The sequence below is a fragment of the Amycolatopsis cynarae genome, assembly GCF_026802195.1.
Classification (GTDB): domain Bacteria; phylum Actinomycetota; class Actinomycetes; order Mycobacteriales; family Pseudonocardiaceae; genus Amycolatopsis_E; species Amycolatopsis_E rhizosphaerae.
In genome coordinates, this window is the sequence record NZ_CP113836.1 from 5,675,636 (window position 1) to 5,699,016 (window position 23,381).

23 protein-coding genes are annotated in these 23,381 nt (G+C 72.0%); 13 read left to right on the forward strand and 10 right to left on the reverse strand.

Features of this window, described 5'->3' with window-relative positions; genetic code table 11:
* Nucleotides 1-28 precede the first annotated feature (28 nt).
* The 3 genes from trpA to trpM all read right to left on the reverse strand — a co-directional run bounded on the left by trpA (nt 29) and on the right by trpM (nt 2,362).
* The gene (gene trpA / locus ORV05_RS27210) at nt 29-892 is read right to left on the reverse strand and encodes a tryptophan synthase subunit alpha (RefSeq protein WP_268754845.1); all 864 of its coding nucleotides are present in this window, start codon (nt 890-892) and stop codon (nt 29-31) included.
* Nucleotides 889-2,118 carry a tryptophan synthase subunit beta gene (gene trpB / locus ORV05_RS27215; protein ID WP_407652569.1) on the reverse strand — a complete coding sequence of 410 codons (1,230 nt, stop codon included), beginning with the start codon at nt 2,116-2,118 and terminating at the stop codon, nt 889-891. Before trpB ends, trpA begins: the two co-directional genes overlap by 4 nt.
* A gap of 103 nt (nt 2,119-2,221) precedes the next feature.
* Nucleotides 2,222-2,362 carry a tryptophan biosynthesis modulator TrpM gene (gene trpM, locus ORV05_RS36540; RefSeq protein WP_186382353.1) on the reverse strand — a complete coding sequence of 47 codons (141 nt, stop codon included), beginning with the start codon at nt 2,360-2,362 and terminating at the stop codon, nt 2,222-2,224.
* Nucleotides 2,363-2,464: 102 nt separating this feature from the next.
* On the opposite strand from trpM, the gene ORV05_RS27220 reads away from it, so the two are divergent.
* Nucleotides 2,465-3,091, forward strand: coding sequence for a cation transporter (locus tag ORV05_RS27220; protein ID WP_268754847.1), 627 nt, complete (start codon nt 2,465-2,467; stop codon nt 3,089-3,091).
* Nucleotides 3,092-3,299: 208 nt separating this feature from the next.
* Here ORV05_RS27220 and ORV05_RS27225 read toward each other — a convergent pair whose 3' ends face one another.
* On the reverse strand, nt 3,300-3,758 hold the full coding sequence (locus ORV05_RS27225) for a rhodanese-like domain-containing protein (RefSeq protein ID WP_268754848.1): 459 nt from the start codon (nt 3,756-3,758) through the stop codon (nt 3,300-3,302).
* A 71-nt stretch (nt 3,759-3,829) separates the two neighbouring features.
* Between ORV05_RS27225 and ORV05_RS27230 the strand changes: the two genes are divergently transcribed.
* The 8 genes from ORV05_RS27230 to ORV05_RS27265 all read left to right on the forward strand — a co-directional run bounded on the left by ORV05_RS27230 (nt 3,830) and on the right by ORV05_RS27265 (nt 13,553).
* Nucleotides 3,830-4,810 (forward strand): helix-turn-helix domain-containing protein, encoded by a 981-nt coding sequence (locus tag ORV05_RS27230; RefSeq protein WP_268754849.1) that lies wholly within the window; start codon nt 3,830-3,832, stop codon nt 4,808-4,810.
* Nucleotides 4,811-4,952: 142 nt separating this feature from the next.
* Nucleotides 4,953-7,079 (forward strand): septum formation family protein, encoded by a 2,127-nt coding sequence (locus ORV05_RS27235; RefSeq protein ID WP_268754851.1) that lies wholly within the window; start codon nt 4,953-4,955, stop codon nt 7,077-7,079.
* An 11-nt stretch (nt 7,080-7,090) separates the two neighbouring features.
* Nucleotides 7,091-7,852: an FHA domain-containing protein gene (locus ORV05_RS27240; RefSeq protein WP_268754852.1), complete on the forward strand. Its 762-nt coding sequence runs from the start codon at nt 7,091-7,093 to the stop codon at nt 7,850-7,852.
* On the forward strand, nt 7,849-8,529 hold the full coding sequence (locus ORV05_RS27245; protein WP_268754853.1) for a PP2C family protein-serine/threonine phosphatase: 681 nt from the start codon (nt 7,849-7,851) through the stop codon (nt 8,527-8,529). Before ORV05_RS27240 ends, ORV05_RS27245 begins: the two co-directional genes overlap by 4 nt.
* A complete protein-coding gene (locus ORV05_RS27250; RefSeq protein WP_268754854.1) occupies nt 8,526-9,587 on the forward strand; it encodes a serine/threonine-protein kinase in 1,062 nt (353 codons plus the stop codon). The genes ORV05_RS27245 and ORV05_RS27250 overlap by 4 nt, the downstream gene beginning before the upstream one ends.
* Entirely contained in the window at nt 9,584-10,126 is a 543-nt protein-coding gene (locus tag ORV05_RS27255) for a hypothetical protein (protein ID WP_268754855.1), read from the forward strand. Before ORV05_RS27250 ends, ORV05_RS27255 begins: the two co-directional genes overlap by 4 nt.
* An 8-nt stretch (nt 10,127-10,134) precedes the next feature.
* Nucleotides 10,135-12,618 carry an Hsp70 family protein gene (locus ORV05_RS27260; RefSeq protein ID WP_268754856.1) on the forward strand — a complete coding sequence of 828 codons (2,484 nt, stop codon included), beginning with the start codon at nt 10,135-10,137 and terminating at the stop codon, nt 12,616-12,618.
* Nucleotides 12,615-13,553: a hypothetical protein gene (locus ORV05_RS27265; protein ID WP_268754857.1), complete on the forward strand. Its 939-nt coding sequence runs from the start codon at nt 12,615-12,617 to the stop codon at nt 13,551-13,553. Before ORV05_RS27260 ends, ORV05_RS27265 begins: the two co-directional genes overlap by 4 nt.
* A 28-nt stretch (nt 13,554-13,581) precedes the next feature.
* On the opposite strand, the gene ORV05_RS27270 is transcribed toward ORV05_RS27265, so the two are convergent.
* Together ORV05_RS27270 and ORV05_RS27275 are read right to left on the reverse strand one after the other, a co-directional pair.
* Complete coding sequence (locus tag ORV05_RS27270) at nt 13,582-14,229, reverse strand: LuxR C-terminal-related transcriptional regulator (RefSeq protein WP_268759914.1); 648 nt, start codon at nt 14,227-14,229, stop codon at nt 13,582-13,584.
* Nucleotides 14,220-15,521, reverse strand: a complete 1,302-nt coding sequence (locus ORV05_RS27275; protein ID WP_268754858.1) for a sensor histidine kinase — start codon at nt 15,519-15,521, stop codon at nt 14,220-14,222. The genes ORV05_RS27270 and ORV05_RS27275 overlap by 10 nt, the downstream gene beginning before the upstream one ends.
* A gap of 189 nt (nt 15,522-15,710) precedes the next feature.
* Here ORV05_RS27275 and ORV05_RS27280 point away from each other — a divergent pair, with 189 nt between their 5' ends.
* The 3 genes from ORV05_RS27280 to ORV05_RS27290 are packed head-to-tail and all read left to right on the forward strand — an operon-like array spanning nt 15,711 to nt 18,529.
* Nucleotides 15,711-16,199, forward strand: coding sequence for a hypothetical protein (locus ORV05_RS27280; RefSeq protein WP_268754860.1), 489 nt, complete (start codon nt 15,711-15,713; stop codon nt 16,197-16,199).
* Nucleotides 16,200-17,057, forward strand: coding sequence for an ABC transporter ATP-binding protein (locus ORV05_RS27285; protein WP_268754861.1), 858 nt, complete (start codon nt 16,200-16,202; stop codon nt 17,055-17,057).
* Nucleotides 17,054-18,529 (forward strand): hypothetical protein, encoded by a 1,476-nt coding sequence (locus tag ORV05_RS27290; protein WP_268754862.1) that lies wholly within the window; start codon nt 17,054-17,056, stop codon nt 18,527-18,529. The genes ORV05_RS27285 and ORV05_RS27290 overlap by 4 nt, the downstream gene beginning before the upstream one ends.
* Before the next feature lie 265 nt (nt 18,530-18,794).
* On the opposite strand, the gene ORV05_RS27295 is transcribed toward ORV05_RS27290, so the two are convergent.
* Genes ORV05_RS27295 through ORV05_RS27310 form a run of 4 tightly spaced genes read right to left on the reverse strand, consistent with a single transcriptional unit; the run spans nt 18,795 to nt 22,324 of the window.
* Entirely contained in the window at nt 18,795-19,769 is a 975-nt protein-coding gene (locus ORV05_RS27295; RefSeq protein ID WP_268754863.1) for a transporter, read from the reverse strand.
* Nucleotides 19,766-20,638, reverse strand: a complete 873-nt coding sequence (locus ORV05_RS27300; RefSeq protein ID WP_268759915.1) for an ABC transporter ATP-binding protein — start codon at nt 20,636-20,638, stop codon at nt 19,766-19,768. Before ORV05_RS27300 ends, ORV05_RS27295 begins: the two co-directional genes overlap by 4 nt.
* 17 nt (nt 20,639-20,655) lie before the next feature.
* Nucleotides 20,656-21,060, reverse strand: coding sequence for a GntR family transcriptional regulator (locus tag ORV05_RS27305; RefSeq protein ID WP_144589123.1), 405 nt, complete (start codon nt 21,058-21,060; stop codon nt 20,656-20,658).
* Between the two features lie 37 nt (nt 21,061-21,097).
* Nucleotides 21,098-22,324, reverse strand: coding sequence for an MFS transporter (locus ORV05_RS27310; protein WP_268754864.1), 1,227 nt, complete (start codon nt 22,322-22,324; stop codon nt 21,098-21,100).
* Between the two features lie 59 nt (nt 22,325-22,383).
* On the opposite strand from ORV05_RS27310, the gene ORV05_RS27315 reads away from it, so the two are divergent.
* A complete protein-coding gene (locus ORV05_RS27315) occupies nt 22,384-23,379 on the forward strand; it encodes an ArsR/SmtB family transcription factor (RefSeq protein WP_268754865.1) in 996 nt (331 codons plus the stop codon).
* Nucleotides 23,380-23,381: the final 2 nt, after the last annotated feature.

A 23,381-nucleotide genomic window follows, 5' to 3' on the forward strand; every position in this document is an offset into this window, starting at 1 on the left:
CATCGGGCCTCCTTGGTGTCGGGTGCTTTCACCCTTCTTTGCCCGCAGCGCCCTCCCGAGTTCCGAATTTCGGCGAAGAATTTTCGGGGCGCCTCCGGACCCCGGCGGCCAGCTCCTTGGCGAGCGCCGCGATCCCGGCGAGCCCGGTGTCCTCCCCGGGCGCGTCGAGCAGGCGCCGCACGAAGGCCGAGCCGACGATGACTCCGTCGGCGAAGGCGGCGATCTCGGCCGCCTGCGCGCCGTCCGACACGCCGAGGCCGACGCAGACCGGAAGCCCGGTGACCTCGCGGATCCGGGCGACCAACCCGGCCGCCCGCTCCCCGACCGACTGGCGCATCCCGGTCACGCCCAGGGACGAGGCGGCGTAGACGAAGCCCGTGCTCGCCGCCGCCACCCGGGCCAGCCGGGGACCGGTCGAAGTCGGCGCCACCAGGAAGACCGAAGCCAATCCGTGCCGCTCGGCCGCATCCGTCCATTGTGGAGCATGCTGGACCGGCAGGTCGAGCAGCAGACAGCCCGATCCGCCCGCCGCCGCCAGCTCGGTCGCGAACCGTTCGGGCCCGTACTGGTAGACCGGGTTCCAGTAGGTCATCACCAGCACCGGCGCCGAGGTGGCTCGGGTGAGCCTGGCGACGGTGCCGAGCACGTCGGCGGTCCGCACGCCGTTCGCGAGCGCGACCGCGTTCGCGTCCTGATTGACCGGCCCGTCCAGTACGGGATCGGTGTAGGGCAGGCCCACTTCGAGGATGTCGCAGCCGCCTTCCGCCAGCGTGGTCAGCGCCCGGACCGCGCCGTCCACGGTGGGGAAGCCGGCGGGCAGGTATCCGATCAGCGCCGCCCTTCCCTCCCGGCGGGCCGCCGCCAGCACGCCTTCGAGCCTCGCCGCGCTCATCGCGCGATCCCGAAGTAGCGGGCGGCGGTGTCCATGTCCTTGTCTCCGCGGCCGGACAGGTTCACCAGCAGGATCGCCGACGGGCCGAGCTCGCGGCCCAGGGCCAGTGCCCCGGCCAGCGCGTGCGCGGATTCGATGGCGGGGATGATCCCCTCGGTCCTGGCCAGCAGCCGCAGCGCTTCCATCGCCTCGTCGTCGGTCACCGGCAGGTACTCGGCGCGGCCGGTGTCCCTCAGGTGCGCGTGTTCCGGACCGACCCCCGGGTAGTCGAGGCCGGCGGAGATCGAATGGGTTTCGGCCGTCTGGCCGTCCGCGTCCTGCACGAAGTAGGAGCGGGCGCCGTGCAGCACCCCGGCCCGTCCCCGGGCCAGCGCCGCCGCGTGCCGTCCGGTGCCGAGGCCCTCCCCCGCGGGTTCACAGCCCACGAGCCGCACGCCGGGGTCACCGAGGAACGGGTGGAAGATGCCGATGGAGTTCGAGCCGCCACCCACGCAGGCCACGACCGCATCGGGCAGCGTTCCCGTGCGCTCCAAGAGCTGTTCTCGCGCTTCGACACCGATCACCCGCTGGAAATCGCGCACCAGCGCAGGGAACGGGTGCGGCCCGGCGGCCGTGCCGAACAGGTAGTGCGTGTCCTCCACGGTGGTGACCCAGTCGCGGAACGCCTCGTTGATGGCGTCCTTCAGCGTCGCGGTGCCGGAACCGACCGCCACCACCTCCGCGCCGAGCAGCCGCATGCGGGCCACGTTCAGCGCCTGCCGCCGGGTGTCCAACTGTCCCATGTAGACAGTGCAGGACAGGCCGAGCAGGGCGGCGGCGGTGGCCGAGGCGACGCCGTGCTGACCGGCACCGGTCTCCGCGACGACCCTGGGCTTGCCCATGCGGCGCGCCAGCAGCGCCTGGCCCAGCGCGTTGTTGAGCTTGTGGGATCCGGTGTGGTTGAGATCCTCCCGTTTCAGGAAGACCCGCGCCCCACCGGCGTGCGCGCCGAAGCGCGTGACCTCGGTGAGCGGGGTCGGGCGCCCGGCGTAGTCGTGCAGCAGGGTGGTGAGTTCGGCGGCGAACCCGGGGTCCACTGTGGCCTTCAGGCGGGCCTCGGTGAGCTCTTCGAGCGCCGCGACCAGCGCTTCGGGTACGTACCGGCCGCCGAACTCCCCGAAGAAACCGTCGGGTGTGGGGAGGGCAGCGGGATCGTGGGCAGGACGGAATCCGGTGTTCATCGGCATGCTCCAGGGCAGGAGGAAACCACCCGTGAAAGGGGTGGTGCGGAAGGCCCGGCAGGCGATGCCCGCCGGGTTCAGGAAGAGGGGAACCGTGCGTGCGCGGCGGTCAGCCGCGCCATCGCCGTCCTCGTACCTGCCCCGGTTCGCAGCCGATGTGATAGCGAACGCGGCGGCCCTTGATCCGGCGCGCGGGGGCCTGGCAACCGCAGCGGGTGCGGCCGCGGGCGAAGCGCGCGTCGGGGGTCACGGCACGCAGGCTAGCATTCCTTCGCGCTCATCGGCCATCGCCTTTATCATCACAGGTGTCTTTATCGTTGGCCGGCCGGGAACCGTTCGAGGCGGCCGAAACATGAGCGGCCTGCCGGATCTGCGCAACCCCGCCGCGCGGCGCGCGGTCCGCCTCGCCTGGTTCACCATCGGCTACAACCTCGCCGAAGCGGCGGTGGCGATCACCGCGGGCCTCGTCGCCGGTGCCGTCTCGCTCACCGGGTTCGGGCTCGACTCGTGCATCGAGGTCGCCTCGGCCACGATGGTGCTGACCCGGCTGCGCTCGGAGATCCGCGGCGGCCGGGTGGACGAGCGCAAGGAACGGCGGGCGCTGCGATTCATCGCGATCACGTTCTTCGTCCTCGCCGCCTACGTGACTGTGCAGGGCATCGTCGACCTGGTCGAGGGCACCCGGCCGGACACCAGCCTCGCCGGCATCGTGCTGACCGGGGCCTCGATCGCGATCATGCCGCTGCTGGCACGGGCGAAACACCGGGCGGGGCTGGCCATGAACTCCCGGCTCGTCGTCGCCGACGCCGCCGAAACCCGGCTCTGCGCCTGGCTTTCGGTGTCCACCTGCGCCGGACTGATCGCCTACGCGCTCGCGGGCTGGACCTGGCTCGACCCCGCCGCGGGGTTCGTCATCGCCCTGTTCGCGCTCAGGGAAGGCCGCGAGGCCTGGCAGGGCGAACTCGTCTGCGAGGACTAGATCCTGTTTTGTGGTTTGCGTGGCGGTGCGGGTGGCGGCACCTCAGGCGGTCCCTGGCTGCGGGATCGCCTCCTCATGAATGCCAATTCACTGTGTTGGACGCTGTCGGCGCTGTCCTCCCCAGGAACCGCCTGAGCCGCGGCGGTGCCGGTTGGCGGCCCACAACAAGCGGCGCCGCCGCTTATAGAAGACCACCAGGGCCGCGTGTTCAGCAGTCGCAGGACACGCCCGAAGCCGGGGCGGTGAGCGGGTCTGCAGGCAGGATGCGTTCGCCCCCGGCACTGGCCACGGCAAAGCCTTCGCGGACCCAGTACTCGTAGCCGCCGATCATTTCCTTCACGGGATAGCCGAGCCGCGCGAAGGCCAGCGCGGCACGGGTCGCACCGTTGCAGCCCGGCCCCCAGCAGTAGGTCACCACCGCCGAACCGGCGGGCACCACCTCGGCGGCCCGCGCCGCGATTTCCCTGGTCGGCAGGTGAACCGCCCCGGGAAGGTGCCCCTGGGCCCAGCCCTGTTCGCTGCGGGAGTCGATCACGACCAGCCCGGGCGTACCGGCCATGAGGTCGGCGTGGACGTCGGCGACGTCGGATTCGAAGGACAGGCGGGCGGCGAAGTGGGCCACCGCGGCGGCGGGAGTGGCCGGGGCTACGGCGAGAACGTTCGACATGGTCATCATCATCGCCACCGGCCACGCGGGGAGACAGTGGCGTGAACGTCACTGTTCGCTAGGATTCCGCCATGGCCGCCGTTCGCCTCGACACCGGGACCGGGAAGACCGTTTCGGTGCTGCTCTACCACGGCATGTCCTCGTTCGAACTGGGCATAGTCACCGAGGTCTTCGGCCTGCCCCGCCCCGAACTGGACGTGGACTGGTACCGGCTCACGATCTGCGCGGAACGGCCGGGCAGCGTGCCGGTCCTCGGCGGCGCCGCGATCCACACCCACCACGGTCTCGACACCTTCTCCGCCGCCGACCTCGTCATCGTGCCCGGGGTGAGCGACGTGCACCGCGACTGTTCGCCCGAGCTGGTCGCCGCGTTGCGGCGCGCGCACGACCGGGGCGCGCGAGTGGTGTCGATCTGTTCCGGCGCCTTCGCCCTCGCCGCGGCGGGCCTGCTCGACGGCAGGCGGGCCACCACGCACTGGCAGTACGCCGCCGAACTCGCACGCCGGTTCCCGCGGGTCGAGGTCGACGCCGATGTGCTCTATGTGGACGGTGACGACGTGCTCACCAGCGCCGGCAGCGCGGCCGGGCTCGACCTGTGCCTGCACCTGGTGCGCCGGGACTACGGGCCCACGATCGCCACCATGGTCGCCCGGCGCCTGGTCGTCCCGCCGCACCGGGAGGGCGGGCAGGCGCAGTTCATCGAAACCCCGGTGCTGACCGACACCGCCGACGAGGCGGTGACCCGCAGCATGACCTGGGCGCTGGTGCACCTCGCCGAACCGATCACGGTGGAAACCCTGGCGCGGCGGGCCAACATGTCCTCGCGCACCTATCTGCGGCGCTTCACCAAGGTGACCGGGACCAGTCCGATCCGCTGGCTGATCGGCCAGCGCGTGCACGCGAGCCTGCCGATGCTGGAGAAGACCTCCCGGTCGATCGACGAGATCGCGGCGAGCGTCGGCTTCGACAGCACCGTGAGCTACCGGCAGCATTTCGCGCGCGCGATGCGCACCCCGCCCTCGGCCTACCGGCGGGCGTTCCGAGCGGTCTGAGCAAGGTCGGGAAAGCGCTTCCAACTCCCGTCCATCCGGTTTCCATGGCCGGGTTCGGGCCGCTTCCCGGAAACTGGTCACCCAGGTAAGTTGACGTCGACAGGGGCGGGAAATGGGTGCCGGTGACCGGTCTGGGGGTGTGGTGAACGACCCGATACGGGCGTGGTTGCAGGAGATCGCGAGCCCGCAACTGTACCGCCGCAACGCCTTCCGCATCACGGGTGTGGTCACCGGCGCCGATCGCCGGGAGGTGCGGCGGCGCCAGCAGAAGGTGAACACCGCGCTGGAACTCGGCGCGGACGTCGATCTCGGCCACCGGCTGCCGGTCACTCCCGGCGAGGTCGCACGCGCCTTCGACCTGATCCTCGGCGATCCCCGGCGCCGGCTGGTCGACGAACTGTTCTGGCTTTGGGGCGACCCGGAGGCGTGCGGCTGCCCGAAGGAACTGCACGAGCTGCACGACCGCACCGTGCGGGCCCACGCCGCCGCGCTCGACGCGGAACTCTCCGGTGACGCGTCCGAAGACGACCTCGACGAGAAGTGGGACGAAGCGGGCGACGGCTGGGAAGAACTGCTGGAGCACCCGGGGCTGTGGGAGCACGTCCGGGCCCGTATCCGCGCGCTGGACGACAGGCAGCTCGACGAGTCGGTCCTCGACCTGTTGCGCGAGCAGGTGCCGGTCGTCCTGCTCACCCCGTTGGTCCAGCTCGCCGCCCTCGCCGACCGGCCCGAGCGGCTCGTGCTGGAGGCGGAGACGTGGCCCGCGCCCGACGAGGTGATCGGCGATCTGCTCGAGGAGGCGGCCCGGCCCCGGCTGGAGGCGGCGCGGACCGCCCTGGCCCGGGCGCGGGAACACCTGATGGCCGGCGACTTCGACCAGGCCGTTTCCGTGCTCCGCGAGGAGGTCCTGCCCGACGTGCGGTGGCTGGACGAGCTGCTGCCCACGGCGAACGGGCCCTTGGACAGGCTGCAGGACGAAGTCGCCGTGATCTTCAACAACTGCGCGATGGCGTTGCTGGACCGCGAAGGGCCGCAGGCCGCCGATCGAGCGCGGGACTGGCTGCACGAGGCCCGCCGCCTGGTCACGGACCCGGCCACGATGGGCACGGTCGGCGAAAACTTCGCCGTGCTCGACGCCATGGAGAGCGGGCTGGCCAACCTCACTGCCCAGGTGGATCTGCTGCAGCTCCAGGGCAGGCACTCCACGGCGCGCAAGATGCTGCGCCGCGTGCGCCGGGACCTGCGGGGCGCACCGGGCACGGCCGAGGTCGACGCGTTGCTGGGCCGCGTGAACCGGCGGGACCGCTGGCGCTGGGCGAGGTCGGCCGTGGTGGTGCTCGTCTTCGTGGCCTTCGGCGCCTTCCTCGGCTGGGTTTCGTCCGACCACGGATCGAGCGGGAGCGACACCGGCAGCGGCTCCGACACCAGCAGTGCCACCACCAGCACGACCGCGGCGGGCCCGTCCTACGCGTACCTGTTCGGCACCACGGTGGCGGACAACGCCTCCGTGGGCAGTTGCGTCGTGGACAAGATCTACCACTCCGCCGCCACGTCGCCGGTGCGGATCGTGCCGTGCGACCAACCGCACTGGGGTGAGGTGCTCGACTACGTCTCGCTCGGTGCCGTCCCGTCGCCCTACCCGGGCGACGACCAGGTGCAGGCCGGCGCCACCACCGACTGTGCCTTCTCCCAGGCGAAGCAGCGGCTGAGCTTCGACACCTACCGGACCGAGGCCCTCTACCCGGACCACACCGAGTGGAACACCGGTCAGAGCCGGTTCCAGAACTACGTGACCTGCATCGTGCATCTCGCCGACGACCGCTTCCTCCCGGACCGGCAGTTGACCGACCCCGCGCGGGTCCAGGACATGGACATCGTGCTGAACGCGGACCTCTACGGTCCCGAGGTCGCGACCAATCCCCCGGCGGGAACCTGTGTGCAGGACAAGGCGAACTTCCAGGCCGACGTGCACAACGTGCGGATCGTGCCCTGCGCGGCGTCGCACTGGGGCCAGTTGCTCGGCTACCCGATGCTCTTCCCGGAGGGCACCGCGTATCCCGGGGACGACGCGGTCCGTGCCGCCGCCGACGAGGTCTGCCGCCTGCAGATGCCCCAGTGGGGCTACAACGGTGACGCGTTCCGCTACTACGCGCTCCCGCCCGGGCCGGAGCGCTGGAACGGCCCCTCCCCCAAGGGCGGCTACTTCACCGGTTGCGTGGCGAGCTGGGCCGACGACCATCCCGTGACCACCGGCTACCTCAACAAATGAAGGAGACTGGTGTGACGCTGCGCGCGGTGGCGCTGCGCATCACCTCGCCCGAGGGTGAGCGCAGCGGGATCGAACTCGACGGCGGGCCGGTCACCATCGGCCGTGCCGCCCCGGACCACGCGCCGGACGTGGCGCTGGGGCCGGATCCGCAGCGCTGGGTGGGACGGCTGCACTGCACCCTGGACTACGCCGAGGGCATGTGGTCGGTCACCGACAACGCCAGCGTCAACGGCACCCTCCTGCGGCACGGCGACCGGACGGAGCGTCTTCAGGGGCGGCGCCGCATCCAGCACGGCGACGTGCTGCTCATCCTCGGCGACATGACCTCCGAGGGCGAGCCGCTGTACTGGGAACTGACCTTCCTCGACCCGCACACCACGCGCCCGGCGCCGTTCGGTGCGCCCGAAGAGGTGCGGCACTCCGGTCCCGGCCTGCGCTACGACTGGGTTTCCGCGCAGGCGTACCGGTGCGAGAACGGCACGGAAACGCTCGTCACGGGGCTTCGCCCGCAGGGCCACCAGTTGCTGCGCTACATGGCGGGCCGCAACGGGGGCGGCGCGGCGGTCGCCTGCGAACATGCCGAGCTGATCTCCGCGCTGTGGGGGCCACCCGAGGAATGGGCCCCGCACCGGTCCTACGACCGCACCGACATCGCCGGGATCGTCCGCGCGGTGCGGCGGTGCGTCGAATCCGATCCGTCGAACCCGAAGATCCTGGAAACCGTCACCGGTATCGGCTATCGCCTCAACCTCTGCCCCGGTGACCGGCGATGAACTCCGCCACGATCTCCTACGCGAGCGAAAGCCGGGCGGGGCGGCTGCACGGGGAGAACCAGGACCGCACCGCCGCCGATCCGGACCACGGCGCCTTCCTGGTGGCCGACGGCATGGGCGGGCTGGCGGACGCGGCGGCCACCGCGCGGCTGATCGCGGAGGTCTTTCCGCGCCGCCTGGCCGAAAGCGTGCGCGCGCTGGCGGATCCCGGCCTCGAGGAGGCCGTGGCCGCGGCGGTCACCGCGTTGAACGAGCAGGTGCGGGCGACCGCGCGCCGGGGGCCGGGCACGACCGGCGCGGCGATGGCCTCGCTGCTGGTGCGGGACCGGCTCGCACTGGCCGTGCACCTCGGCGACAGCCGCATCTACCTTTCCCGCGGCGGCAGGCTGCACCGGCTGACCGAGGATCACCGCGAGCACGGGCAGCTGACCCGGTTCGTCGGCATGCCCGGTCCGGTCGAACCCGGCGTTTCGGTGCACGAACTGCTCGACGGCGACCGCCTCCTGCTGTGCACCGACGGGCTCACCGGCGTCGTCGACGACGCCGGGCTGGCCGCCCTGCTCTCCGGAGCCGGGGAACTTCCCGGACTGTGCCGTCGCCTGCTCGCCGCCGGTGACGCGGCCCTGGACGACGTCTCGGTCCTCGTCGTGGACATCGGCGGGAGGCAACCGCGATGACCCTGCTCAACAGCGGTGACCGGGTGGGCGAAACCCTCGTCGTCGACCGCCTGCTCGGCGAAGGTGCCTTCGCCGAGGTGCACCGCGTTCGCCACGAATACCTCGGCTGGCAGGCGATGAAGGTGTTCAAGAGGGTCGCCTCGCGCGAGGAGACGCGATCCATGCTCGGCGAGGCCCGTCTGCTGTCCACTTTGGGCCATCCCAACATCGTCCGGCTGTTCGAAGCCAGCACGGTGCCCACTCCCGAGGGCCTGCGCGGGTACTTCACCATGGAGTACGTCCCCGGCGGCAGCCTGGAACGCCTCGCCGCCGCGCACCGGCCCTCGGTACCGACCGAGCTGGTGGCCGAGGTGATGACGCAGATCGCGAGCGGGCTCGCCGTCGCGCACGCGCAGGATCCGCCCATCGTGCACCGCGACGTCACCCTGGCCAACATCCTCGTCGGCTACGACGCGGGCGGCATGCGGATCCGGGTCAGCGACTTCGGCCTGGCCAGGCGGGCGGACCCGGTCACGCACCTGGCCAGCGCACAGGGCACGTTCGCGTTCATGGCCCCGGAAGTGCTGCGCAACCAGGGCTACTCGTGCGCGGGCGACGTGTGGTCGCTCGGTACCATCGCGTACTTGTTGCTCACCAACCACTTCCCGTACGGCGGGGGCGCGTTCTCCTCGTACTCGCCCGCGCGCTTCGCCAAGCCACTGCTGCCGCCCAGCCGGTACAACGAAACCGTCGATCCGGAACTGGACCGCATCGTGGTGGCCACGCTGGCGGTCGACCCGGCCGACCGGCCCGCCACGGCGGGCGTGCTCAAGGAGGCGCTGGCGGACCGGCAGCGCCGTCTGGCGAAGGAACCGCCGCCGGAAACCACTTCTCCGGCGTCCGCACCGCCGAGCGTTCGCGCGCAGCGCCTCGCCGACGAGGCGCTCGCGCTCGCCCTGGTCCCCGGTGAACTGGAGCGCGCCGCCGACCTGATGGAGGAAGCCGTCAACCTCTCCCCGCGTCTGCGCGAACTGCATCTGGCCCGGCTGCTGCGGTGGCGGCGGGGGGTGGTCATGTGAACCGGCCGAACCGGCTGGGTGCGGCGGTGCGGGCGGAACTGCGCCAGCGCCGCCACCACCCGGCGTTCCGGATCGACCCCCCGGTGCTCGGGACCGGGCAGCGCCTCGCACTGGAGCAACTGCTCGCGCGCACCCCCGCCGCGCCCGGCCCCGAATCATCCGAAGTGGACAGTGTGGAGGAAGGGCCGGTGGACGAGAAGGCGCTGGCCGAGGCGGCGACCAACCTGTGGCGCGCGCAGCGGCGGCTCGCCGGTGACGGCGAACGGACCTCCAGCCGGGAACGGCAGGCCGGCCGGTACCTCCGCACGGTCCGCGACGCCCTCGCCGAGGCCGGGCTCGTGGTGCAGGACCACGACGGCGACACCTTCCACCCCGGCCGTTCCCTCGAGGCACTTCTCTTCCAGGAAGAACCCGGCCTGACCACCGAAACCGTGCTGGAAACGGTACGCCCTTCGGTGTACTTCCACGACCGCCGCATCCAGATGGGCCAGGTGATCGTGGGCAGCCCCGCGCCCGGCCCCGGGCCCACCGATCAGTGAGGAGCGACATGGACGAGTCCGGCACCATCGACGTCGGTATCGACCTGGGGACGACGAACAGCGCCGTGGTCCTGGTCGAGGACGGCACGCCGACGGTCATCAAGAACAACGACGGCTGGGACACCACGCCTTCGGCGGTGTGGCTGCCGAAACCGGGCGTGATCCACGTGGGCCGCCGCGCCCGCGAGCGGGTGGAGAGCGACCCGGCGAACGCCGCGGCCGAGTTCAAGCTGGAAATGGGCCTCGCGGACGCGAAACGCACGTTCGCCAGGGCCGGGGTGGAACTGACGCCGCGGCAGTTGTCGGCGGAGGTGCTCAAGTCGCTGCGCAACGACGTCCGGCACCACACCGGGACCGCCCCCGAGGTCGCGGTGATCACGGTCCCGGCGGCGTTCACCCTGAACCAGAACAAGGACACCGCCGAGGCGGCCGCGCTGGCCGGGTTCCACCCGGCCTGCCCGCTGGTCCAGGAGCCCACCGCGGCGGCGTTCGCCTACGGCTTCTCCGACGCCACCGAGCGCGCGTACTGGATGGTGTTCGACTTCGGCGGCGGCACCTTCGACGCCGCCGTGGTCAGCAAGCGCGACGGGGACCTGCGCGTGCTCAACCACGCGGGCGATTCCTACCTCGGCGGCAAGCTGATCGACTGGGCCCTGATCGAGCGCGTGCTGGCCCCGGCCGTGGCGCGGGAGCTGGGCATCGCCGAGTTCCGCCGCGACAACCCGGCCCAGCGCGCGAACTTCGCCAAGCTCAAGCACGCCGCGGAGGAGGCGAAGATCCAGCTGTCGCGCCGCGACGAGATCGAGATCATGGTGGACCTGACCGGTCCCGGCGGCGGCACCGAGCCGTTCGAGTACCTGCTGCGCCGCGACGAGCTCGACCGCATCGCCGAACCGTTCTACGTCCGCGCGATCAACCTGTGCCGCAACGCGCTGGCCGACGCGGCGCTGCGGCCGGAGGACATCGACCGGCTGCTGCTCGTCGGCGGTGTGACGCTCTCCCCCGGCCTGCGCGAACGGCTCGCCGACCCGGCCGACGGCCTGGGCATCGAACTGGACACCAGCCTGGATCCCACCACCGTGGTCGCCCGCGGCGCGGCGATCTTCGCCGGCACCGTCCGGCGTCCCGCCCCGCGGAGGGCGGCGTCCGCGCCCGGCGAGTTCACCGCCGAGCTGATCTACGAACCCAGCGTCACCACCACCACGCCGACCGTGGGCGGACGGCTGAGCAGTTCGTCCACAGTGGACTGGACCGGTTACTCGGTGGTGCTGAGCAATCCCGGCGGCAGGCCGCCGTTCCGCTCCGCCCGTATCCCGCTGAGCGCCACCGGCGCCTTCCTCACCGAGGTCGACCTCGATCCCGGCCGCACCTCCCGCTTCACCATCGAACTCACCGACGCCACCGGAACCCGCCGCGAGCTGAGGCCGGACACGCTGTCGATCACCCACCGCGAGGTCGAGTTCGGCGGCGTCCGGCTCGCCCACTCGCTGGGCATCCAGCTCGACGACCGCGCGTTCGCCCCGATGCTGCGCAAGGGCGCCACCCTCCCCGCCAGGGTGCGCGAAGTGTTCCGCACCTCCCGCGCCCTGAACCGGTCCGACGACGAATCCGTCATCCGCATCCCGGTGGTGCAGGGCGAGCGCAGCCGCGGCGACCGCAACCGCGAGGTCGGGATGCTGGAGATCCGGCCGAGGGACGTCCGCATCGACCTCCCCGCGGGCAGCGAGGTGGAGGTGACCTTCGAGGTGGACACCTCCAGCCTGGTCACCGTGGTCGCCGACGTCCCGCTCGTCCAGGCCCAGTTCGAGGCGGAGATCGATCTGGACAACGTGCGCACCGCCGAGGTGGGTGTGCTGCGCGAGCGTCTGTCCGAAGTGGAAACCCGGCTGGAGGGTCTGCGCGCCATGGCGCGCGGCGCGGAGGCGGAGGACGCGCGGCGGCGGCTGGAGCGCCTCGACGGCGAAAGCGCCGTCACCACCGCCCGCGACCAGGTGGGCGCCGCGAGCGTGGACGCGGGCGCGGCGGCCGCCGCCGAGGAGCGTCTGCGGGATCTGCAGGCCGAACTGGACGACATCGAGGAGGCCGTGGAGCTCCCCGTGCTCGCCGACCAGCTGGGCGACGCCGTCAACGACGCGATCGCGCTGGCCCGCCAGTCGGGTCTGCCCGGCCACCTGGAGGAGGCCGAGGACCTGCGCCGCCGGGCCGACGAGGCGGTGAGCTCGAAGGACACCGCCAGGGTGCGCGCGGAACTGGAGCGCATCGGCCAGTTCGTGATCGGGCTGGAACGGCGCAGCCCCGACTGGCCGGTGCGGCTCTTCTACACCCTCCAGGAGTTGCTGCCCGCCTCCGGCCAGGTCACCGCGCTCGTCGCCGAAGGCAGGACGGCCATCGCCGCGAACAACGTGCCCGCGCTGGAGGCGGTGAACCAGCGGCTGATCCGTCTGCTCCCGCAGGAAGAGCAGCAGAAGGTCATCGGGGTGGTCCGGGGATGAGCGAGCCGCTGCGGGTCGCGCTGGCCGATCAGCTGATCCTGAGCCGGGCGCAGGACGCGGCCCGCGACGGCGATCTCGCCGGGGCGGCGCGGCTGCTGGACGAACTGGAGCCGGCGGTGCCCGTGCTCGACCTGCGGGCCCGCGTGCACGCGCAGGCGGGCGAACTGGTCAAGGCCGACGCGTGCTGGGCGAGGGTCCAGCTGCTCGAACCCGGGCACGAGGGCGCGGAGACGGGCCGGGCCGCGATCGCCCGGATCCGCTCCGGCGGGCGCGCCCGGCCCCTGGTCACCCCCGGACGCACGGCCACGGCCGCGGCCCTGATCGCGGTGGCGGCGGTGACCGGCGGCATCCTGTGGGCCTCGGCCGCGGGAGGCGGCCCGGCAGGGGCTTCGAGTGGGGCTTCGAGCGGGGTCTCGGGTGAGGCTTCGGGCGGGGGCGACTCGGCACTGGCCGCCGCCGTGCAGCGCGCCGACGCGCTCCAGCGGCAGCTCGCCGCGCTCGACGCCGGGCAACGGGCCGCGGCGGACGAACGGTCCCGGCGGCTCGACCGGATCGCCGCGCAGGTCGCCCTGCCCGGCGTGCACGTGGAGCGGCGCGCGGACGAAGTGCGGGTGGTCTTCGACGAGGGGCTTTTCAGCTCCGGCACGGAACTGACCGGGCAGGCCCCCGGGCTGCTGGCCGAACTCGGCCGCCGCCTGACCGGCCTGCCGGTCTCGGTGACCGTGGTGGGGCACGCCGTCGCCGTACCCGGGGGTCCGAGCGGCGGCGGCTCCCCCGTCGCACTGGCCCGCGCGGAGGTGGCGGCCGAACACCTGGCGCGGGGCAGCGGCCTGCCGCTCACCGCGTTCCGCCTCGCCACCGCCGACCAGTCGGACACCGTCCACCCCGACCCCGCCCGCAACCGCACCGTCACGCTCTCCCTCACGTCGGGCTGAGGGAGAGCCGGGCCGGCTTCGCCGCCGGTCACTCGTGGTGCCGAAGATAGGCCAGCACGGCGAGGACCCGGCGGTGGACGTCGTCCGCCGGGGGCAGGTCCAGTTTGGCGAAGATGTTGCCGATGTGCTTTCCCACGGCCGCCTCGGACACGACGAGCCGTTCGGCGATCGCGATGTTGGAATGCCCTTCGGCGATCAGTGCGAGCACCTCCCGTTCCCGGGGCGACAGCCGGTGGACCGGGTCGCTGGGGCGGCGCAGCAGCTGGCGCACTACCTGCGGATCGACGACCATGCCGCCCCCGGCCACCTGGCGGAGCGCGGCGACGAAATCCTCGATATCGGCGACCCGGTCCTTCAGCAGGTAGCCGACCCCTCGGCCGTCTCGGGAGCCCAGCAGCTCGGAAGCGTAGTCGTACTGCACGTACTGGCTGAGCGCGACCACCGCGAGCCCGGGGTGCTCGCGGCGGAGCTCGACGGCGGCGCGGAGCCCTTCGTCGCGAAACGTCGGGGGCATCCGGATGTCGGTCAGCAAAAGGTCGGGCACGTGCTCGGTGACCGCGAGGCGAAGCGCGGCCGCGTCTCCGGCTTCGGCCACCACCTCGAACCCGAATCGGTCGAGCAGCCCGGCCAGGCCCGCGCGCAACAGCACGCCGTCCTCGGCCAGCACTACCCGGATCGGCAAGGCAACTCCGCTCGAAGAACCGTCGGCCCGCCTACCGGGCTGGACAACCACAGCCTGCCATCGACCACCGCGATCCGGTCGGCCAGGCCGGTGAGCCCGCTGCCACGGCCGGGGGTGGCTCCGCCACGGCCGTTGTCGGTGATCTCCACGACGAGCAGGTCACCGTCGCGCCGGACGGAGACCTCGGCGGCCGAGGCACCGCTGTGCTTGCCGATGTTGGCCAGAGCCTCCGCGGTGACGAAGTAGGCGGTGGTCTCGACCTGCCGGGGTGGCCGCTCGGGCAGATCCACCCGCACGGCCACCGGAATCCCGGCCCGGTCGGCGAGCGCGGGCAGTGCCGCGGGCAGCCCGAGATCGGTGAGGACCTGCGGGTGGATGCCGTGGATGAGATCCCGCAGCTCGGCCATGAGCCGCTTGGCCTGCTCGTGGGCCCCGGCCAGCGCGCCGGCGGCCGGGGAGCCGGGCGGAAGGTCGAGCCGGGCCAGCCCCAGGTGCAGGGTCAGGCCGACCAGTCGTTGCTGCGCGATGTCGTGCAGGTCGCGTTCGATGCGGCGGCGTTCCGCCTCGAACGCGTCCACCAACCGGGCACGGGAGCGGGACATCTCGACCAGTTCGGCGCGAGCGGTCGTGGTGAGCAGGGCGCGCGCCATCGCGGCGTGCGTGCCGGCCAGCAAGCCGAGCAGGTAGGGAACGGCCGGGAGCAGCGCCAGGCCCGCGAGCGCGAACGGCAGCGCCTGCCCCGGCGTGGCCACCCGCGCCCAGCCCAGCGCTACCGGTGTCCCGCCGGATACGAGCACCGGAGCGGCGAGGAAGCTGCCGACGAGCACCACTGTGGACAATGCGACCCCGTACAGCACCGGGATCAGCGTGAGCGCGAGGCAGCCGTAGCCCAGTGCGCGCCAGGTGGCCGCTTCCGTGTAGCGGGTCCGCAGCCAGGACATCAGGCGCGGGCCGGGCGGTACCCGGTGGCCCGAGACCGCCGCCCTGGTGTCCACCAGCGAAAGCCGCCGCCGCTCCAGTGCGCCCAGCGGGATGGTGACCAGCGGCCCCAGGCCCGCGATCAGTACGCCGCCGAGCAAGGCGAGCCCCACGAACTCGCCCAGTGCGGGCGGGCGGCCCTCGAACACGGCACTCAGGAGCGCGATCCACGGCAGGCCCGGCACGGCCAGCAGCAACGCCGCCAGCATCACCGGCGCGGTGCTCACCACGTAGCCCAGCCCGCGCCAGGGCCAGGCGGTCAGCAGGAACCGCCGCCGGGTCAGTGCTTCCAGCACCGTCCGCGCCATCTGTTTACCCGTTCTCCGTCCGGGTTCCCACGCTAACCGGCCGCTCGGGTCCTCTTCGATCCGGCTGGCCACCGTCGCGAGGTATGCCTGGCCCTACCTCCGGTCCGGGGTCTGGGCGTAGTGCCAGGCCCGGTCGTGCGCTGATGTGCTGGGCACGGGATTTTCACCGAACAGGAACAGGAGCCGACCGTGCTGGGCAGGTCAGGGACAGGGTTGCTCGCGGTGGCGTTGCTCGCCAGTGGCTGCGCCGACTTCCGCGCCGTCAACACCACCCGCGAGGAAAGCCGCGACTTTCCCTTCCACAACACCAAACTCGTCATCGAGAACGAGCAGAGCGACCTGCGGCTCGTGCCCGGCACGGCCGGGACGGTCCAGGTGCGGCGGTCGCTGCATGGCAAGGCCACCCTGGAGGGCAACGCGTCGTGGACCCTGGTGGACGGCAGGCTCCGGTTGGGCGCGACCTGCAGCGGCTTCGTCCCGGGCTGCGGCTCGCTCAATGTGGTGGCGGTACCGCCGGAAACCGCGGTGGAGGTGACCAGTGACGGCGGTCCGGTGCGGTCCGCCGGGTTCGCCGGGGACCTCACGGCGAACGTGACGCGAGGCTGGCTTCGGGTCGAGGATCCGGTCGGCACGCTCCGGTTGCGGTGCTCCAACGCCACCGTGCGAAGGGGCGCCTGAATGCTCGAGTTGACGGAGGTCACCAAGGTCTACCGCGGGGGCAAGCGAGCCGTGGACGGTCTGACGATGCGGCTGGGCACCGGACTGGTGGGCCTGCTCGGCCCCAACGGCGCGGGAAAGTCGTCGCTGATGCGAATCGTCGCGACGATCACCCGGCCCAGCAGCGGCCGTGTGCTGTTCGAAGGAACCGACGTGGTCGCCAAGCCATCAGCCCTCCGGCGCACGCTCGGCTACCTGCCCCAGGACTTCGGCGTCTACCCGCACCTGACCGCGACGGAGTTCCTGTCCTATCTGGCGGCCGTCAAAGGAGTGTCGGCCCGATCCGCGCGGGCGCGAATCGGTGAGGTGCTGGAGTTGGTCAACCTCACCGAAGCGGGCAAGCGCCCGCTGGGCCGTTACTCCGGCGGCATGCTGCGGCGGGTCGGCATCGCGCAACTACTGCTGACCGATCCGCGGGTGCTGGTCGTCGACGAACCGACCGCGGGACTGGACCCGCAGGAGCGGGTGCGGTTCCGCAACCTGCTGAGCGACCTCGCCACCGACCGCCTGGTGCTGCTGTCCACCCACATAGTCTCCGACATCGAGTCGGTGGCCGGGGACATCGCGATTCTCGCCGCCGGGCGCCTGCGCCACCGGGGCGCGCCGGAGGACCTCCTGCGCGCGATGGACGGCCAGGTGTGGGAGGTTGTGGCCGGGCCGGGCGAGATCGCCGCGTTGCAGGCGAAATTCGTGGTGAGCAGGGTGAGCCACACCGCGGCGGGCACCAAGGTGCGCCTGCTTTCGCCGTCGCCGCCCAGGGCGGACGCGGTCGCGGTGGCGCCGGACCTGGAAGACGCCTACCTCCACCTCGTCCGATGAACGCGCGGACAGTGGGCGCGCTCGCCCTCGCGGACTTCCGGGAAAGGGTGCGCCGTCCCGGTTACCTCGCGATTCTGATCGGCGCGGCCGGTCTCGCCTGTCTGGCGGCACCGCCCGCGGACGCCCGATGGGTGATCCTGAACGCGGGAGGCTACCGGGGCCTCTACAACAGCGCCTACCTCGGGACGGTGACCGCGCTCGCCGGGGGGTTGTGGCTCACGCTGGCCGGGTTCTTCCTCGTCCGTGGCACCGTCGACCGCGACGAGCGCAGCGGGGTGGGCGCGCTGCTGGCCGCCACCCCGCTGCGCACATCCGGGTATCTGGGCGGGAAGTTCCTCAGCAACCTCCTGGTGCTCTCGTCGATGACCGGTGTCCTGGCCGCGACGGCACTGGTGCTCCAGCTGGTCAGAGGCGAGTCCACCACGATCGAGCTCCCCGCGCTGCTGCTGCCGTTCGCGCTGATCACGCTGCCGCTCCTGGCCGTGACCGCGGCCGGTGCGCTGCTGTTCGATTCGGCACCGCCGGTCCGTGCGGGCCTGGGGAACATCGTGTGGTTCTTCGGCTGGCTGGTCTTCGTGGTGGCCGGGCAGAGCGGGCCGGTCCTGGGCATGCGCGCGATCGGTGCGTCGATGCGCGCGGAGCAGGCCGCCCCGGACAGCGCCGAGTTCGGCCTCGGGCTGATGTATCTCGACCGTCCATTGCGGACGTTCGTGTGGCCGGGGCTGGCGCCCGACGCCTCCTTCGTCCTCACCCGGCTCGCGCTGCTGCTGGCGGCGGGGGTGACGGCGATCCTGCCCGCCCTGTGGTTCGGCCGGTTCGACCCCGCTCGGGGGCATGCGGCGGCGCCACAACGGTCGCAGGAGGCATCGGCCGCACCGCTGCACCTGGCGCGGCCACGGACCGTGGTCCGCCCGGGCAGCACGATGGGAAGACTGTTCGCCGGTGAGTTCCGCATTCTCACGCAGGGCGTCCGGGCCTGGTGGTGGCTCGGCCTGGCCGCGCTGACGGTGGGGAGCCTGGCCGTGACCGGGGCCGCGCCCGGCTCGGCGCTCGCGGTGACCTGGATCTGGCCGGTCGTGCTCTGGTCCCGGCTCGGCGCCCAGCGACACGAGAACGGGGTCACGGACCTGACCGAAGCGGCTCCGGCCGGGCACCGGCGGGTCGTCGCCGAATGGGCGGCCGGGCTGGTGCTCACCGCGCTGGCGGGATCGGGTCCGCTGCTGCGCCTGGTGCTCGCGGGCGACGGCGCCGGAATGGCCGCCTGGACCGGCGCGGCGCTGGCCATCCCGTCACTCGCGCTGGCGCTGGGCGAAATCGTTCGCACACAACGGCTTTTCCAAGCCGTCTACCTACCGGTGTGGTACCTGGCGCTGAACGGCTTCACCGCCCCACCGCCGGTCTTGGCCGGGGCAGCGGTCGTCCTCGCGGTTCTCGCCTTCGCTACCCACCTGCTCCGGCACCAGTGGCGGTGAGCGCGCTGCCGTGAGGGGTCCCGGCAAGAGTCCGGCGCCCTGAGGGCACCAACCCAGGCCGGAGCGTGGGACTCATGCGCCGGAAGGTGGGACACAAGCGCCGGAAGGTGGGACACAAGCGCCGGAAAGTGGGACTCGCCCTCGCATGGGCCGACTTTGCCGGGGACGTCCCGCTCCCAGTGTGACTACGCCTCGTCCGGTCCCAGTTCGGCGAAGCCGTTGGCGGCCAAGGCCCGCACAGCGGACGATACCTGGTCTCTCAGTTTCAGGCGATGTGGCGGAGGCGCCGCAGGGCGAGGTAGAGCAGCACCGCGGCGAGTACCACGAAGATTCCGGTCTCGATGCCCTGGAACAGCCAGAACCGGTCGCCGGGTTGGTACCGCACCAGGTTGTAGGTGCCCTCCCCGAGGCCCCCGCAGGTCGCGTCCTGAGGTGGACAGCCGACCTGGGCGTTCGCCATGACCACCTTGCCGGTCGCGTCACGGACATCCTGGGAGACGACCCAGTTGCCCAGCGCCGGATCCATCGCCGGGGAAACGCCTCGCACCGGGAAGGTGAGGGTGCGGGCGGGCAGGTAGTTCGGCCTGGCCAGCGCGGTCAGCAGGATCCGGATGGCGACGAACCCGGTCAGCGTGGCGGCCATCGCGGGCAGCACCTTCCGCCAGACCGTCCCTGCGTACACGCCGAGCAGCACGGCGAAGGCGGTGTAGCCCACCGGCGCGACGCCCTGGATGTCGAAGGCGAAGGTGTCGAAACGGCCGTTTCCACTCTGCGCCAGCGGCGTGTACCACCAGGACACCGCGAGTCCATAAAGGATGGAGGCGAGCAGCGCGGCACCGCCGACGAGGCCGAACTTCACCAGCGCCCAGTGGCGCCTGCTCACCCCCTGCGTCCAGATCATCCGGTGCGTGCCCTGCTCGACCTCGCGGGCGACCAGTGGCGCACCCCAGAACAACCCCGCCAGCAGTGGCAGGACGACCAGCAGGATGGTGGCCGCGGACAGGGTGCCGTACTCGTTCTTGAACTGTTTCAGCGCGGTGCCACAGGTATCGCTCGTACCGGCGGGCACGAACTCCCCGCCACCGGAACCCAGCTGCCGGAGGCAGTCCGGCAGGCCGAGGGTGGCGAAGGTGTGCCGCATCGCCAGCCCGGTCGGGACGAGGAACGCGGCGAGCGCCGCGAAGGTGATCAGCGCGGCCAGCGCCTGCCTGCGGTGCTGCCGCCAGGTCAGCCAGATCATGCCGGCACCCCCCAGGCGTCGCGGCTGTCCTGGTTTTCCCCCTGGGCGAGATACGCCAGGATGAGGTCTTCGAGTGTCACTTCGTGCTCCGTCCACAAAGGATTTCCGAGTGGCCCGCCGGTGCGGACCAGCAGGGTGGACTGCCGGTCGGTGTGGCTGGCCTGAATGACCGCTTCGACACCGGGAAGGGCCCCGTCCCGGTGCCGCGGGCCGACGAGCCTCCGGTGGCCGGCCAGCAGGTCGTCGACCGCGCCGTCGAGCCGGACCTCCGAGGCGTTCAGCACGATCAGGTGATCGCAGACCCGTTCCAGGTCGGCGAGCAGGTGCGAGGACAGCAGCACGGTGGTCCCGGAGTCGGCGACGCTGCCCATCAGCGCCTGCATGAACTCACGGCGGGCCAGCGGGTCGATGCTCGCCACCGGCTCGTCGAGCAGCAGCAGCCGCGGCCGTTTCGCCATGGCGAGTGCGAGCGCGACCTGCGCCCGCTGCCCGCCCGACAGCTTGCCGACGGGCTGCTTCGGCGGGATGCCGAGCTGAGCGAGCCGCTCGCGGGCGAGGTTCGCGTCCCAGCGGCGGTTCAGCCTGCCGCCCATGGTGACCAGTTCGGCGGCGGTGAAGTCACGGTAGAGCGGGGTGTCCTGGGCGACGAAACCGATTTCGCCCAGCACCGCGTCGTTGCCGTAGGGATCTTCGCCGAAGACCCTTACCTCTCCGGCGTCCGGGCGCAGCAGCCCCACCGCCATGTGCAGCAGGGTGCTCTTGCCCGCCCCGTTCGGCCCGACGAGCGCGGCGACCCGGCCGGCGGGCAGTCGCAGCGTGCAGTCCCGCACCGCCCATTTGTTCCGGTATCTCTTCCCCAGACCACGCATCTGGAGTACGAAGTCGTTCACGGTTTTGCCTCCTGACGCGGTTCCACCGCCGTGGCCCGCATGGTGGTTTCGACCAATGCCCTGATGTCTTCCGGGGACAGCCCCGCCTCGCGCGCCCGCCGGAGCCAGTCCGCGAACTCCGCGCGCAGCTCACCCTGGTTCTCCAGCGACGCGCCCGCGAGCGTCCGCTTGACGAACGTGCCCACCCCGGGCCTGCCTTCCGCGAGCCCTTCGAGCTCCAGTTCGCGGTAGGCCTTGAGGACCGTGTTCGGGTTGATGGCCAGCGACTGCGCCACGTCGCGCACCTTCGGCAGCTGGTCCCCCGGCTCCAGCAGGCCCACCCGGAGCGCCTGTTTCACCTGCTGCACCAGCTGCACATAGGTGTTGACCTTCGACCGTCCGTCCAGCACGAACTCGATCACCCAGCGGCCCTTTTCTACTTGTCCTACGACAGTAGGACTATAGGACAGCCTGCCCGCGCTCCTCCTCCCTGTCAAGCGCGGGCAGGCGGCGGACCTCACTGGACGACAACGGGAGCACCATCACGAGGACGTAGCAGATCCCGGCGACGGTGGCGACCGTGGAACCACCGAACACCGCGGCGAGCGGGCCGACGCTCAACTGCCCCACCGGGTTCGAGAGATAGGAAAACAGGTCGTCGTAGGCGGACACCCGCGACAACGCCTGCGCGGGAATGTGTTGCTGGAGCGAGGTTTCCCAGCTGATTCCGAGCACCGCGGACCCCATGCCGCCGGTGAACGCCGCCGCGACGAGCCACGGTACGGCCAGGTGCGCGCCGAGAGCCAGCAGCGGAAGCGCCCCGGACGAACCGGCGAGCAGACCGAGCCGCAGCAGGCGCCGCACCCGCACCCGGTACATCACCATGCCCATGGCGAGCAGGCCGGCACCGCGGGCACTGAGCACGGCGCCCCAGACCGGGGCACCACCGGCCTGCCCGCCGAGTACGGGACCGAGGATCTGCCAGGTCCCGGTCTGGACCAGGTTCAACCCGCAGAAGGCCGATGTCACCAGCCAAACCCAGCGCGTACCGCGGAACACCGCCCAGCCCGTGCGCAACTCGCGCAGGAGACCCGCCTTGCCCGGTGCCCTCGACCCGACCGGCAGTCGCGCCAGGCAGGCGGCCGCGAGCAGGTAGGTGGCGGCGTCGAAGGCGATGGCGGGCCCGCTGCCCGCCACGGCAACGAGCGCGCCGGACAGGCTCGGACCGAGGATCTTCGTGGCGTTGCGCACCGAACTCAGCACCGAATTGGCCTCCCGGAGCCGATTCCGGTCCACCAGTTCCGGGAGCACCCCGCGCAGCGCGGGTGTGGTGAACGCGGTGAGCACACCGTTGGCGAACTCCAGCGCGGCCACCGCGGGCAGGGAGTACCGGCCGCTCAGCAGCAGCATCGCGACCGCACCCTGGGTGAGCGCCGAACCGAGGTTGGCGGTCACCAGCACGCCGCGGCGCGGGAAGCGGTCGGCCACCACGCCGCCCACCAGCAGGAAGGCCAGCATCGGCAGCATGCGGACGGCCAGGACGACGCCGAGATCACCCGGGCGGCCGGACGCATCCAGCACGGCGAACGCCAGCGCGACCGGAGCCAGGGAACTGCCCAACAGGGAAATCAGCTGACCGGCGAAGAACCAGCGGAAACCGGTCCGCCAGAACGAGGAGGAAGACACCGGGCGGAGTGTGGGGGAAGCTCCGCGGCGGGCACTATCGTTTCGCGTGGAGGCGAAAGATGGTGCTGCTGCGGCTGAATTCGACGGCGTTGGCGCGATCGCGGTTCGCGCTGTCACCGCTGGCCGAAACGCTCGGGACGATGATCACGCTGGGCAAGCGGACCCCGCTGCCCGGACTGTCCGACTGGCACGCGTCCCATCAGGAGGCCTTCACCCGGGTCCTCGACGGTGACCCGTTCGCCCGCGGCCTGGTGCGCCTGCTCGGCTCGACCAAATGGCTGCCCGGCTACCTGACGCTGCCCCCGGACGACGGGATGCGCACGACACTGGACGGCGAGCTGGCCAAGGTGTCCGCCGCCTCCGACGACACCGTCCGCGCCGGGCTGGAGAAGTCCGTCGAGCGCAGCTGGCGGGAACACGACCTGAGCTGGCTGTGCGGCGGCGAATGGGCGGCCAGGACCGCCTCTCTGCTCGATGTGGTCTGGCACGGCCATGTCGCCGCGGAATGGCCGCGCCGCCGCGCGCTGCTGGAACGGGACGTCACCTACCGCGCGGGCCTGCTGGCGGCCTACGGCTGGCCGCGGGCGTTACGGCGCATGAGCCGGCGGAGCGCCTGGGTCGGGGCGGACGCGATCCGGTTCAGCGACCGGCCCGGCCCGGACCGGATCGTGGGCGAGGACGGGATGCTGTTCGTGCCCGTGAGTGTGTCGAGCGGCTCCTGGCTGTGCGAGGAACCACCGGCCCGCCACGCCCTGGTCTATCCCGTGCGCGGGGTCGCGGCGATGGGGCGGCGGCCGCCCCGGGATGCCCTCGGGCGGCTCGTCGGGGGGAACCGGGCAACGATCCTCCTCGCGCTCGAACGGCCCGGGACCAGCAGCGAACTGGCCGCGGAACTCGGACTGTCCCTGGGCACCGTCGGCGGTCACCTCGCCGTGCTCCGTGAGGCGGGCCTGATCGTCGGCGCGCGCGTCGGCCGCCGCGTGGTCTACCGCCGCACCGCCACCGGGGACACCCTGACCGCCGGGCACGAAAGCGCTTGCGAACCCCCTGCCTAGGC